A 13,493-nucleotide genomic window follows, 5' to 3' on the forward strand; every position below is an offset into this window, starting at 1 on the left:
GTGACCACCAGCCTGTATGTCGCCTCCGCCGAGTCCAGGTCGGGCAAGTCGGCGGTCTCCGTCGGTCTGCTGGCCGAGATGTGCGCCCGCGGAGGGCGCGTCGGCGTCTTCCGACCGGTGGTGCAGGACCGTGGGGCGGACCCGCTGGTCGAGCTGCTGCACCCGATGTCGACGTCCGGCGCCGACCCGCAGGACGCGATCGGCGTCACCTACGACGACGTCAACCGGCACCGGGACCAGGCCATCAGCACCGTCGTCGACCGCTTCCACCGGTATGCCGCCGAGCACGACAGCGTGCTGGTGATCGGCTCCGACTTCACCGGGGTCCCGGCGCCCACCGAGTTCTCCACCAACGCCGCGATCGCCGCTCACCTGGGTTCTCCGCTGCTGCTCGTGGTGCCCGGCTCCGGGCGGGACGCCGAGGACACCGCCACCGCCGCGCAGATCGGGCTGCAGGAGGCGCGCAGCCGGCACGCCACCGTCGCCGCGATCCTGCTCAACAAGGTGACCCCGGGTGACGAGCTGGCCGAGGTGGTGCGGGAGCGGCTCACCGGCGGGGACGACCCGGCCGACCTGCCCCTGCTCTTCGCGATCCCGGCCGACGAGCTGCTGTCGGCCCCCACCGTGCGGGACCTGGCGGAGGTCTCCGAGGGCACCCTGCTGGCCGGCGACGAGGGGTTGCTGGACCGGGAGGTCACCGGCCTCATCGTGGCGGGCATGACGATGCCCAACGTGCTGGACAGACTGCGCGAGGGCAACGTCCTCATCTGCCCCGGCGACCGCGAGGAGGTGCTGCTCGGGGCGATCCTGGCGCACCGCTCCTCGACCTTCCCGTCGCTGGCCGGGATCGTCCTCAACGGCGGGTTCCGGCCCAGCGCCCAGGTGTGGCGACTCATCGAGGGCCTGGAGGTGGAGCTGCCGATCGTCGGCTGCGAGGGCGGCACCATGCGGACCGCGATGGCGATGCACGAGGTCCCCGGCCGGATCCGGGCCCACTCGGAGCGCAAGCTGGAGCACGCGCGGTCGTTGGTGCACACCCATGTGGACCTGGACCAGCTGCTCTCCGCCGGCGACGGCGGCGGGCAGGGCGCCGACCACGTTCACGACCAGGGTCCCGCCCCGGTGGTCACCCCGTTGATGTTCGAGCACCAGATCATGGCCCGGGCCCGGTCCACCGGTGCGCACGTGGTGCTGCCCGAGGGCGGCGAGGACCGGATCCTGCGGGCCGCGGACACCCTGCTCACCCGCGGCGTGGCACGGCTCACGCTGCTCGGGGACGAGTCACGGGTGCGGGAGCGCGCCGCCGGGCTCGGACTCAGGATCGACGACGCCCGGATCATCGACCCGCACCAGAGCCCGCTGCGGGACCGGTTCGCGCAGACCTACGCCGAGCTGCGGGCGCACAAGGGCGTCACCGTCGACCAGGCCCACGACATGGTGACCGACCCGGCCTACTTCGGGACGCTGATGGTGCACGCCGGCGAGGCGGACGGCATGGTCTCCGGCTCGATCACCACCACCGCGCACACCATCCGGCCCGCGCTGGAGGTGATCCGCACCTCCCCCGGCGTCTCCGTGGTGAGCAGCGTCTTCTTCATGTGCCTGGCCGACAAGGTGCTGGTCTACGGCGACTGCGCGATCAACCCCGACCCCAGCGCCGAGCAGCTGGCCGACATCGCCATCTCCTCGGCCGCGACGGCCGCGCAGTTCGGGGTGCAGCCCCGGGTCGCGATGCTGTCCTACAGCACCGGCGGCTCCGGGCGCGGCGCCGACGTGGACAAGGTGCGCAGAGCGACCGCGCTGGTGCGGGAGCGGGAACCGGACCTGCTCGTCGAGGGCCCGATCCAGTACGACGCCGCCGTCGACCCGGCGGTGGCCGCCACCAAGCTCGAGGACTCCGAGGTCGCCGGGCGCGCCACGGTGCTGATCTTCCCGGACCTCAACACCGGCAACAACACCTACAAGGCGGTGCAGCGCAGCGCGTCGGCGGTCGCGATCGGCCCGGTGCTGCAGGGACTCAACGCGCCGGTCAACGACCTGTCCCGAGGAGCCACCGTGCGGGACATCGTCAACACGGTCGCGATCACCGCGATCCAGGCCCAGGCACACCGGGGTCAGCCGTGAGCCCGCAGGTGAGCGGTCCGGTGGTGCTGGTCATCAACGCGGGCTCCTCGTCGGTGAAGTACCAGCTGGTCGACCCGCGGACCGGTGAGGCCCACGCCAAGGGGCTGATCGAGCGGATCGGGCTGGACGACGCGGTGCTGCACCACACCGCCGGCGAGACGGCATACGAGCGGACGCTGGAGGTGCCCGACCACGCCACCGCCATCGAGCTCGCGACCCGGGCGTTCGCCGAGCACGGTCCGCACCTGGCGGAGGTAGACCTGGTCGCGGTCGGTCACCGGGTGGTGCACGGCGGTGACGACTTCGCCGACCCGGTCCTCATCACCCCGGAGGTGGTCGCAGCGGTGGAACGGCTGGTGCCGCTCGCGCCCTTGCACAACCCCGGCAACCTGCAGGGGATCGCCGCGACCCGGGAGGCGTTCCCGGACCTGCCGCAGGTGGCGGTCTTCGACACGGCGTTCCACCAGAGCATGCCCGCCGCTGCCTCCACGTATGCCGTGCCGCAGGTGTGGCGGACCGAGCACCGGGTGCGGCGCTACGGCTTCCACGGCACCTCGCACGCCTACGTCTCGCGCCGGGTGGCGGACCTGCTCGGCCGTGACCCCGGGGACGTCTCGTGCATCGTGCTGCACCTGGGCAACGGGGCCAGCGCCGCCGCGATCCAGGGCGGCCGCAGCGTCGACACCTCGATGGGGCTGACCCCGCTGGAGGGGCTGGTGATGGGGACCAGACCCGGTGACGTCGACCCCGGGCTGGCCGCGCACCTGGGCCGGGTCGCCGGGATGAGCCTGGACGACGTGGACCGCGCGCTGTCGAAGGAGTCGGGGCTGCTCGGGCTGACCGGGTCGGCCGACTTCCGGTCGGTGATGGAGCGCCGGGCCGAGGGTGACGAGGCAGCGGTGGTCGCCTTCGAGGTGGTCGTGCACCGGCTGCTGCGCTACGTCGGCGGGTATGCCGCGGTCCTCGGTCGGCTGGACGCGATCGCCTTCACCGCCGGCGTCGGGGAGAACAACGCCGAGCTGCGGGCCGCGGTGCTGGACCGGCTGACCGGCTTCGGGGTGGTGCTGGACGCCGCAGCGAACGGGTCGGTGGACGGTGAGACACGGATCACCACGGCCGACAGCGCGGTGGCAGCCTTCGTGGTGCCGACGAACGAGGAGTGGGAGATCGCCCGCCAGTCCGCCGCCCTCGTCACCACCCTCTGACCCTGACCCCTCCCCCCGACCCCCTCCCCGACCGAGCGTCGCGCATGGTTGTTCTAGGGCCCACCGGGCTAGGGCAACCACAAGCGACGCCCGGTCGGAGTGTGGGGCGGGCTCGAGCTCGTCAGCGGACGCGGTATGCCGGTGCGCTGGGGACGGCGGTCAGGAAGTGGGGCCTCTCCAGCCCGGCGTCGTCGAAGGCCGCCGCGACCGCACGAGCCACCTCCTCGACCGCAGCCTCCTCGACCAGCGCGATCGCCGACCCGCCGAAGCCGCCGCCGGTCATCCGGGCCCCGAGCGCGCCGGCACCGACCGCCGCCGCCACCGCCAGGTCGAGCTCCCGGCAGGACACCTCGTAGTCGTCCCGCAACGAGGCGTGCGAGGCGAGCATCAGCTCCCCCACCCTGTCGGCGTCCCGTTCCCGCAGGGCCGCGACGAGGTCCAGCACCCGAGCGTTCTCGGTCACCACGTGCCGCACCCGCCGCACCTCCTCCGGCTCCCCGCTCACCCTGCGCTCGCCGCTCGCCCCGCTCCCCTCATCCGACCGCTCTCCATGGCCCTCCCCCAGCGTCGCCAACGCCACCTCCAGGTCGTCGACCCCGACGTCCCGCAGGCTCCCCACGCCGAGCGTGGCCGCGGCCCGCTCGCAGGTCGCACGCCGCTTGCCGTACTGCCCGTCGGCCAGCGAGTGGTGCGCCCGGGTGTCGATCACCAGCACCTGGTGGCCCGGCAGCGTCCACGCGACCGGCGTGAGCGAGAAGTCGCGGCAGTCGATGAGCAGCGCGTGCTCGTCGACCGCCCGCAGCGACACGCTCTGGTCCATCCCCCCGGTCGCCGCCCCGGCGTACTCGTTCTCCGCGCGCACGCAGGCCGCCGCCAGCTCCGCCCGGTCCACCCCGGCCAGCCCCGGCACCAGCTCGGCCCACGCGAGCGCCGCCGAGCAGGACAGCGCGGCCGAGGAGGACAGCCCCGCCCCGAGCGGCACGTACCCGTCCACCAGCACGTCCGCCCCGAGGCCTGCCGGGTCGACCTGCTCGGCGAGCACCGCCGCGACCCCCGCGACGTAGGACGCCCAGCCCCCGGGTGAGTCCTGGCTCACCTCGGTGACCGTCCCCTCCCAGGTCCGGTCCGGCGCCTGCCGGGAACCGATCCGCAGCCCACCGTCGTCCCTGCTGCGGACCGCGACGTAGGTCCGGTGCGCCAGCGCGAGCGGCAGGCAGAAGCCCTGGTTGTAGTCGGTGTGCTCCCCGATCAGGTTCACCCGGCCGGGTGCCGCCCACACCCCGTCCGGTTCCCCACCGAAGGACTCACCGAAGGCCGCGAGCAACCCGTCGGCGACCACCGTGTCGTCGGCCGCCCTCGACCAGGTCAGCTCGCCCATCCCTGCACCCTCCACGTCATCGTTCAGATCCCCAGCCGGTCCAGGAAGTCGTTGCGCAGCGCGCCGCGCGGGTCGAGCCGGCCGCGCAGCGCGCGCACCCGCGCCAGCTGCGGGTAGAGCTCGTGCACCCGTCCGGCGAGCGCGTCCTCGGCGAAGAGCTTGGCCCAGTGCGGCCGCGCGCCCAGCGGCGCGAACCCGGCTTCGATCCGGGGAAGCAGCGCCGTCACCGCCGCCTGCTCCGGTCGCCAGGTGAAGTGGAAGGCCACGCAGTCGACCCCCTGGGTCATCCCCAGCCACTGACGCCCGGCGGCGACGGTGCGCATCTCGCACCCGTGCAGCACCGGCGCCATCTGCGCGGCCAGCCCCTGCAGCACCTCGATCGCGGCCGCCGCCCCGGCCCGCGGCAGCAACCACTCCGACTGGAGCTCGGCACCGTTGGAGGGGGTGAACTCCAGGCGGAAGTGGGGCAGTCGGTCCAGCCAGGGCCCCGGTATGCCGCCCTGCTCGGTGCAGCTGTCCGCCCGGTTCCCCCGGTGCGGGTGACGCGGCTCACCGGCCACGGTCAGGCCCAGGGCGTCCGGGTCCCCGCCGGGCCGGTCCACCCGCTGCTTGACCCACACCTGGGTGGTGCGGTCCCGGTCCAGCCAGTCGGTGAAGACCGACACGCTCGTCCCCAGACCGGTGACCGCGTCCAGGTCGGTGGCGACCTGCTCCCAGGTGAGCCCGTCGTAGACCGTCTGCGCGACGTCGTAGGTGGGCTCGATGTCCAGCTCCAGCGTGACGAGCGCCCCGAGCATCCCCAGAGCCACCACGGCACCGTCGAACTCCTCGTCCCCCCGCTCCAGCCGGACGTGCTCCCCGCCGGTGGTGACCACCTCCACAGCGGCCACGCCCTCGGCCAACGACGGTGCGCCGTCGCCGGAGCCGTGGGTGTCGGTGCTGACCCCGCCGGCGACGGTGATGTGCGGCAACGAGGCCATCGCGTGCAGTGCCCAGCCCTGCTCCTGCAGCCGGGCCCCGAGCTCGCCGAAGGTGATCCCTCCGCTGGTGCGCACCACCCGGCGGTCCTCGTCGACCTCGACCTGGACCGGCATCCGCCCCAGACCCACCATCGTCCCGGTGGTGTCGGCGACCCGGTTGAACGAGTGCCGCGACCCCAGCATCCGCACCCGGTCGGCTCCGGACAGCACGGCCGCCAGCTCCTCGACACCGGTGGGCTCGACGAGCTCGCGCGCGGAGTACTCGAGGTTCTTGGCCCAGGTGGCCCCTGCCGGACTGCTCACCGGGTCAGCATAGGTCGGCCGCCAGCACCCGCCAGAGCTGGCTGTGCTCGGGGTCCACCGGCTGCATCGGCAGCCCCACCTGCGCGAGCGCCCGCCCCGGCAGGGTGATCCCCTCGACCGCCCAGGGCACCACCCCGCGGCCGGCCTCCAGCGGGGGCCGACCGGGACGCTCCAGGCATACCCGGTAGCGACGCTCCGGCTCCAGCCCGGGCAGCCGCACCCGGTGCGGGCCGGTGGTCGCCGACCGGCGCAGCAGCGCCACCTCGAAGAGCGCCTCCGACGCGTCCTGGGCGACGACCCCGTGCACCCACGTCCCCTCGTCGTGGTGGTCGCCGTTGACGACCCTGCCGGTGTGCAGCAGCCCGCGGTGCTCGCGGTGGAAGGCGACCCAGGTGGCCAGCTCCACCAGCTCCTCCTCGGTGCACGTGGTCAGGTCCCACTCGATCCCCAGGTGCCCCCAGAGCGCGGTCGAGGCACGGAAGTCCAGGTCGTGCCGCCGACCGGTGGTGTGCGAGCGCCCGGAGGCCACGTGGGTGCCGACCAGCTCGGGCGGCACCAGCAGGAAGGTGCCTCGTTGGATCTGCTGCCGCTCCAGCGGGTCGATGCAGTCGGAGGCCCAGACCCGCACCGCCCGGTCCAGCACCCCCAGGTCGACGCGCCCTCCCCCACCGGCGCAGGACTCGATCTCCAGACCGGGGTGCGCCGCGAGCAGCTCGTCCATCAGCCGGTATGCCGCCAGCGTGTGGGCGCGCACGCCCGGCTCCCCGCCGGGGGTGTGCCCGGCGTCGTTGAGGTACCTGTTGTGGTCCCACTTCAGGTAGGCGATGTCGTAGCGGTCCAGCAGCGCCAGCAGCTGGTCCCGGACGTGCGCGTAGGCCCCCGGGTGCCCCAGGTCCAGCACGTGCTGCTGCCGGGACTCCAGCCCGCGACGCCCACCCGCGGAGAAGATCCACTCCGGGTGCGCCCGGGCCAGGTCCGAGTCGGCGCTGACCATCTCCGGCTCCACCCACAGCCCGAACTCCAGCCCGGCGGCGTGCACGTGGTCCACCAGCGGGTCCAGGCCCTGCGGCCAGACGTCGGGCGAGACGACCCAGTCACCGAGGCCGGTGGTGTCGTCCCGCCGGCCACCGAACCACCCGTCGTCCAGCACGAAACGTTCGGCCCCGACCCGCGCCGCCCGGTCGACCAGCGCGGTGAGCCGGGGCAGCGAGTGGTCGAAGTAGGTCGCCTCCCAGTTGTTCAGGGTGACCGGCCGGGGCCGGATCGGGTGCTGCGGCCGGGTCCGGAGCCAGGCGTGGAAGCGGGCGGCGACCTCGTCGAGCCCGGTCCCGTGCGCGGCATACATCCACGGCGTCGTGGTGCCCTGCCCACCGGCCAGCCGGACCTCCCCGTGCTCGAGCAGCTCCCCGGCGCCGAGCACCCGCGACCCGTTGTACTGCCGCTCGGCGTAGGTCACCTGGTTGCCGCTCCAGCCCAACTGCACCGCCCAGACCTCGCCGTGGCCGAAGCCGAAGCCGCTCTCCCCGGCGCACAGCAGGTGCACCGCGTCCAGGCCGGTCCGCCCGGTGCGCACCTCCCGGCTGTGCGCGCCGGCGGTGAACGCCTGCCGCTGCGGGGCCCGCTCCATCGTGTGCCGCCCGGTGAAGTCGAGCAGCTCGTCGGCGTGCTCGGGCACCGGCAGCGTGGTGCGCACGGCACCGAGGTCGTACACCTCCTCACCGGTGTTGGTCAGGGTGGCCCGGGTCCGCAGCAGGCCGCCGGGGTGCAGCTCGATCTCCAGCTCGACGGCGAGGTATGCCTTCTCGTCCCTCGCCTGCACCACCACCCGCTGGGTACCGTCCGCCAGCCGGTGCACGCCGGGTGCGGGCGCGCCGGTCGTGCGGAAGGCGGGCGACCAGCCCCGCCCGCCGCGCGAACCCTCGACACCCGGCCGCCCGATCCAGGCGCGGGCGTGCTCGGGCAGGATCGCCACCTGGTCCGCGCGGTCGAAGGGGCTGTCGTTGATCGCGACCCGGCTTGCCAGGGCGAGCGACGCGAGCTCGTCCTCGGTGAGCTCCCCGAGGTCGGAGCCCCAGTGCCGGACGACGGGGAGCAGGTCGTCGGCGAGCTCGAGGAGCAGCGAGGTGCCGGCGGCGCGCAGGTGGAGGTGCGTGCGGTGCGTCGTCATCACCCCAGCCAACTGAGCGCGGCCTCGGTTGTCCAGCCCGATGCCCGACGTCCGACCCGCGACCGGTCACGGGCTGTTCACGTCATGTCCACCGTCGACCACCCACCGGTGCACCTGCGCTGGCTAGGTTCGCCCGATGGCCCGTGAGCTGGAGTTCATCAAGGGTGTCGACAAGCTGCACGCGTTCTACACCGAGCACGTGCGGATGCTGGCGCACGCCTACGACCTGAGTGACGAGGACGCGGCCCGGGTGCTGGATCGGTTCGACTTCAAGAACGTGGCCCGATCGATCCTGCGCGAGCCCCGGGTCGACCTCTTCCAGGCACCGCCCGAGCTCTGAGGCCCCCACCCCGCGACCCAGGGAGGGTCCAGCCGCCCTCACTATGATCGAGGGGTCCCCACGGTGATCGTGTGCCCCGGCCGGTGATGCAGGGAGCACGAGCCCCGTCTCGCCGACCCCCGGACGTGTATGCCGACACCCGAGTCCCGCCCTCGCCCTGGCGCCCGCGCGCGGCTGCACGGTCTCGACCTGGCCCGCGGCCTGGCGATCATCGGGATGGTCATCGTCAACGTGGGCCCCACCGAGGTCGAGTCGCTGCTGCAGCGGATCTACCTGCTCCCCTTCGGCCGCGCGTCGGTGCTCTTCGTCGTGATCGCGGGGGTCGGCATGGGGTTCCTGCTGCGCAGCCGCCGCGGGCACGGCCTCTGGCGCGAGCTGTCGTGGCGGATCGTGCTGCTGCTCGTCATCGGCCTGGTCCTGCAGACGCTCACCGACCGGGTCAGCGTCATCCTCACCACCTACGCGCTGCTCTTCCTGCTGGCACCCCTGGCCTGGCGGCTCCCCTCGCGCTGGCTGCTGACGGCGGCCGGGGCGATCACCGTGGCCGGCCCGGGATGGATCGTCTGGCACGAGATCGCCCCGCACCGCATGCACGCCCAGGAGGCGGTGAGCCTGACCACGCCTCCCGGGGACGTCCTGCACTCCCTCTTCATCTCCGGTCCCTACCCGCTGGCCAGCTGGACGGTCCCCTTCCTGGTGGGCCTGTGGCTCTCCCGCATCGACCTGGGTGATCGCACGGTGCAGCTGCGGATGATGGCCTGGGGCGGCGGGGTCGCCGTGGTGAGCTTCGTCCTGGCCGACCTGTCCTACGCGTTGCTCGGGCCGGAGGCCGACGTCGGCTGGACCCGGCTGCTCACCGGCGTCGGCCACGGCCAGATGCCGCTGTGGATCATCAGCGCCACCGCCGGCGCCTGCTTCCTCATCGGGGCCTGTGTCAGGTGGGGGGTGCGCGGCCGGTTGAGCCGGTGGCTCACCCGGGCCGGCACGATGGCGCTGACGCTCTACGTCGCGCACGTCCTCGTGCTGGCCGTGGTCAAGCCCGAGGACGGCTTCGGCTTCGCCGCCGGGGTCGCCACCGCCACCGCCCTGTCCACCGCCCTGGTCGTGCTGGCCGTGCTCTGGCAGCGCGACGGCCGCACGGGCCCCCTGGAACGGCTGCTGCGCCGGACCTGGCTCCGACCGACCTCGTCCCCTCCTACCCCGCAGGAGCGCCCCTCGTGAACCTCCCCCGCACCGCCCTGACCGCCGTCACCCTGCTGGGTCTGGCCGCCTGCACGCCGTCCGAGCAGCCGGCCGACCCCTCCTCCTCGACCGGAGCCGAGGCAGCCGGGACCTCGGCACCGGACGACGACGCAGCGACGACGAGCCCGAACACGTCTACGGCAACGCCACCTCCTCCCGAGCCGTCCGCCGCGCCGGAGCCCGATCCGGAACCCGAGCCCGCCCTGGGCGCAGCGGGTGTCAGCGCCGGTCACCCGCTGGCCGCGGAGGCCGGGATGGAGATGCTGGAGCAGGGCGGCACCGCGGTCGACGCCGCGATCGCGGCCGCCTTCGCCGACGCCGTCACCCAGCCGGTCTCCTCCGGCATCGGCGGTGGGGGCGTCACGATCGTGGCCGAGGCGGGCAGCGCCACCAACTACGACTACCGGGAGGTGGTCAACGCCGCCGGTGAGGTGCCTGCGGACGGGGTCGGGGCGCCCGGCTTCGTCGCCGGGATGCAGCTGCTGCACGAGGAGCACGGCACCCTGCCCTGGCAGGACCTGCTGGAGCCGGCGATCGAGATCGCGGAGGACGGCCACCCCGTCTCGGAGTTCCTCGCCGCCGCCCTGGCCATGCCGCTGGGCCAGGAGGTGACCGCCGACCTCCCGCACTTCCGCGACGACACGGGCGCGCCCCTGGGGGCCGGCGACACGCTGGTGCAGACCGAGCTGGCGCAGACCATGCGGACGCTGGCCGACGAGGGTCCCGAGAGCCTCTACACGGGGTCGCTCTCCGGCGACGTCGCCCAGGTGCCGGGCCTGGACGCCGGCACCCTGGAGGACTACGAGGTGCAGGTCTCCGACCCCGCTGCCGGGCCGTTGGGCGAGCACATCTTCGTCTCCGGGGCCCCGGCCCTGCCCGGCGCGGCGATCATCCAGATGGCGCAGCTGGCCGAGGCCGGCGGCATCGCCGAGGTGGACCCCGACTCGGCCGGCTTCGTGGACCGCATCTCCCAGGCCTGGCTGGTCGCCGAGCGGTCGGTGCAGGACTCGTTCGGTGACCCGGACTACGTCGACGTGCCCGTGGACGAGCTCACCGACCCCGAGGCCAACGCCGCGATCGCGGCCGACCTCTACGACGGGGACGGCGGCACGGCCGCCGCCCCGCCGGGGGCCTACGACGGTGCCCCCAACACCACCCACATCTCGGTGGTCGACGAGGACGGCACCGGTGTCTCGATGACCAACACCGTCACGAACTACTGGGGCAGCGGCCGCTACCTGAACGGCTTCTTCCTCAACGACCAGCTCGGCCGCTTCGGGGACATCGGCGCCACCGGCAGCAACGACCCCGAGCCCGGCCGCCGGTCGGTGACCTGGAGCTCCCCCTCGATGGTGGTCGACCAGGACTACCGACCCCTGCTGGTGCTCGGCACCCCCGGCGGCCGGCAGATCCCGAACACCACCGCCGCCGTGGTGCTGCGCTGGGCCCTGCACGACCAGGACCTGGAGGAGGCCGTGCCGGCCGGCCGGTTCATCCTCACCGACGGCGAGCTGCGGCTGGAGACCCCGGAGCTGGCCGACGACCTGCGCGGGCTCGGCTACCCGGTCCGGGTCATCGACCCTCTCTACCGCTCCGACTTCGGCTCGGTGCAGGCGCTGGAGGTCGACTGGGAGGCCGGATCCGTCGCCGGCTTCGCGGACGACCGGCGGGCGGCCGGGTTCGTCCTCGACTCACCGTGAGCGACCGGTGAGCACCTCCGCGCCGTCCTCGGTGATGGCGATGGTGTGCTCGCTGTGCGCGGTCAGACACCCGGTGGCGCTGCGCAGCGTCCAGCCGTCGGCGTCGGTGACCAGCTCGGCGGTGTCCGCCATCACCCAGGGCTCCAGGGCCAGCAGCAGACCGGGCTGCAGCCGGTAGCCCCGACCGGGCCTGCCGATGTTGGCGATGTGCGGGTCCTGGTGCATCGTCGACCCGACTCCGTGCCCGCCGAAGTCGGTGTTGACCGGGTAGCCCGCGTCCTGCAGCACGGTCCCGATGGCGTGCGAGAGGTCGCCGACCCGGGCGCCCGGGCGGGCGGCGGCGATGCCGGCGTCCAGGGCCCGCTCGGTGGCCTCGATCATCGCCCGGCTCTGCGGGTCCCGGGCCTGCCCGACCACGACGGTGACGGCCGAGTCCGCGACGACCCCGCCCAGCGAGACCGCCAGGTCCAGGGTGAGCAGGTCCCCGTCGGCGAGGGCGTAGTCGTGCGGCAGCCCGTGCAGCACGGCGTCGTTGACGGAGGTGCAGATGTAGTGGCCGAAGGGGCCCCGGCCGAAGGACGGCGCGTAGTCGACGTAGCAGGACTCCGCCCCCGCCTCCTCGATCATCGAGCGGGTCCACCGGTCGATGTCGAGCAGGTTCGTGCCGACCGTGCTCCGCTCCACCATGGTCTGCAGGATCCGTCCCACCAGGGCACCGGTCTCCCGGGCGCGGGGGATCTGGACGGGGTCAAGGATCTCGATCACGGGGACCACTCTAGGACCAGCACGACCGGTCCCCCGGGGGGCACCCGGACCCACGTGACCGCTGTCGCCACCGCCGCACCGTCGTCGCCGACCGCGCGCACCGCATACCGACCGGGCACCGGCACCTCGAGGTGGAAGCCGCCGTCGGCACCGGTGAGCAGGGCCAGGTCGGGCAGCGGCACCGGCCCGTCCCCGAACGCCACCCGGGCGTCAGGGACGGGCCGGCCGCGTGCGTCGACGACGTGGCCGTGGATGCTCGGCGGCACCGCCTCATCCCTTCCAGAGCTGCAGGTTCGCGAAGACCGGCGCGTTGATCCGGGTGGCGCTGTTGCTGCTGGAGCCACCGTAGGCGTGGATCGCGACGCCGTAGCGCGCCCCGTCCCGGATGACGTAGACGGCACTGCCGCTCTGCCCGCCGGCGGTGTCCAGGCCGTAGTAGACCTTGCGCGGGCTGAGCGAGGCCACCGGGCTCCAGTGGTACCACTGCGTGCCCGAGGGCTTGTCGCCCGGATAGCCGGACAGGTTGAGCGTGCTGCCCTGCAGCGTGCTGTCCGACCAGCTCGCGAAGCCCAGCCACCCGGTCTGCAGACCCAGGTCGCTCGGCAGCACCATCGCGCCGTAGTCGTACTCGTGGTCGGGGCTGCTCACCCAGCCGTTGACGGTGCGCATCCCGGACCGCGGCACGACCACCCGGCCGTAGGGCAGGGTGGCGCCGTTGCGCCCGGGCATCACCTCCACGCTGCGTACCCACCCGTGCCGGGTGGTGCCCGGCGCGTGGATGAACACGCAGTGGCCGGCGGTCGCCACCGTGCGCGGACCGATGAACCAGCCGGTGCCGATCCACCGGCTGCCGTCGTTGGCGGTGATCAGCAGCGAGCAGTGCGCCCGCCACGGATAGCTGCCGGTCCCGGTGATCTGCACCCGGTTGTCCGGGCCCTGCACGGTCTCGGTCCTCGGGTCCGGGGGTCCGTAGGTCGCCTCCCCGACGGGGTGCAGGGCGCTGGTGTCGGGAGCGGTGGCCGTGGCGGCGAGCGCGAAGGCCTCCGCCATCGCGGCCGCGACCGGCTCCAGCTCGAGCCCCTCGATGCTGGTCTGCTCGCCGCCGTCGCCGGTGCCGGGGGCGTCCGAGGTCTGCTCGGTGATGACCTCATCGTCCACCTCCTGGTCCGGCGCGACGGGCTCGTGCGGGTTGCTGCTGGTGTCCTCGTGCATGGCTCTCTCCTCGGGCTTCGGCGACGCCGGGCGACGTCGTCCGCACAGCAGGAGGTATGCCGCCCGCCCGCAGATAC

At 73.6% G+C, this 13,493-nt stretch carries 11 protein-coding genes; 5 read left to right on the top strand and 6 right to left on the bottom strand.

The genetic code is table 11. The features are described 5' to 3' along the window. The gene (pta, locus tag ACI3EY_RS06890) at nt 1-2,124 is read left to right on the top strand and encodes a phosphate acetyltransferase (protein ID WP_405039891.1); all 2,124 of its coding nucleotides are present in this window, start codon (nt 1-3) and stop codon (nt 2,122-2,124) included. Beyond that, on the top strand, nt 2,121-3,329 hold the full coding sequence (locus ACI3EY_RS06895) for an acetate/propionate family kinase (RefSeq protein WP_405039892.1): 1,209 nt from the start codon (nt 2,121-2,123) through the stop codon (nt 3,327-3,329). Before pta ends, ACI3EY_RS06895 begins: the two co-directional genes overlap by 4 nt. Nucleotides 3,330-3,450: 121 nt before the next feature. Here the strand turns inward: ACI3EY_RS06895 and galK are convergent, their stop codons facing one another. Genes galK through ACI3EY_RS06910 form a run of 3 tightly spaced genes read right to left on the bottom strand, consistent with a single transcriptional unit; the run spans nt 3,451 to nt 8,157 of the window. Then, nucleotides 3,451-4,707 (bottom strand): galactokinase, encoded by a 1,257-nt coding sequence (galK, locus tag ACI3EY_RS06900; protein WP_405039893.1) that lies wholly within the window; start codon nt 4,705-4,707, stop codon nt 3,451-3,453. A gap of 23 nt (nt 4,708-4,730) precedes the next feature. Beyond that, nucleotides 4,731-5,990: an FAD-binding protein gene (locus ACI3EY_RS06905; protein WP_405039894.1), complete on the bottom strand. Its 1,260-nt coding sequence runs from the start codon at nt 5,988-5,990 to the stop codon at nt 4,731-4,733. 4 nt (nt 5,991-5,994) lie between these two features. Further along, nucleotides 5,995-8,157, bottom strand: coding sequence for an alpha-galactosidase (locus ACI3EY_RS06910; protein ID WP_405039895.1), 2,163 nt, complete (start codon nt 8,155-8,157; stop codon nt 5,995-5,997). Between the two features lie 136 nt (nt 8,158-8,293). Here ACI3EY_RS06910 and ACI3EY_RS06915 point away from each other — a divergent pair, with 136 nt between their 5' ends. The 3 genes from ACI3EY_RS06915 (at nt 8,294) to ACI3EY_RS06925 (ending at nt 11,439) form a co-directional block, all read left to right on the top strand. Further along, entirely contained in the window at nt 8,294-8,497 is a 204-nt protein-coding gene (locus ACI3EY_RS06915; RefSeq protein WP_405037089.1) for a hypothetical protein, read from the top strand. 129 nt (nt 8,498-8,626) lie between these two features. Further along, nucleotides 8,627-9,718, top strand: coding sequence for a DUF418 domain-containing protein (locus ACI3EY_RS06920; protein WP_405037088.1), 1,092 nt, complete (start codon nt 8,627-8,629; stop codon nt 9,716-9,718). Then, entirely contained in the window at nt 9,715-11,439 is a 1,725-nt protein-coding gene (locus ACI3EY_RS06925; RefSeq protein WP_405039896.1) for a gamma-glutamyltransferase, read from the top strand. Before ACI3EY_RS06920 ends, ACI3EY_RS06925 begins: the two co-directional genes overlap by 4 nt. On the opposite strand, the gene map is transcribed toward ACI3EY_RS06925, so the two are convergent. From map to ACI3EY_RS06940, 3 genes are read right to left on the bottom strand one after another with little or no spacing between them, the layout of a single operon-like run. Then, complete coding sequence (map, locus tag ACI3EY_RS06930; protein ID WP_405037085.1) at nt 11,431-12,204, bottom strand: type I methionyl aminopeptidase; 774 nt, start codon at nt 12,202-12,204, stop codon at nt 11,431-11,433. The genes ACI3EY_RS06925 and map overlap by 9 nt on opposite strands. Next, on the bottom strand, nt 12,201-12,470 hold the full coding sequence (locus ACI3EY_RS06935; RefSeq protein WP_405037084.1) for a carboxypeptidase-like regulatory domain-containing protein: 270 nt from the start codon (nt 12,468-12,470) through the stop codon (nt 12,201-12,203). Before ACI3EY_RS06935 ends, map begins: the two co-directional genes overlap by 4 nt. A 4-nt stretch (nt 12,471-12,474) precedes the next feature. Beyond that, nucleotides 12,475-13,416 carry a trypsin-like serine peptidase gene (locus ACI3EY_RS06940; RefSeq protein WP_405039897.1) on the bottom strand — a complete coding sequence of 314 codons (942 nt, stop codon included), beginning with the start codon at nt 13,414-13,416 and terminating at the stop codon, nt 12,475-12,477. Nucleotides 13,417-13,493: the final 77 nt, after the last annotated feature.

Source organism: Serinicoccus shuyuelongi (assembly GCF_045032955.1).
In the GTDB taxonomy this organism is placed as follows: Bacteria; Actinomycetota; Actinomycetes; order Actinomycetales; family Dermatophilaceae; genus Ornithinicoccus.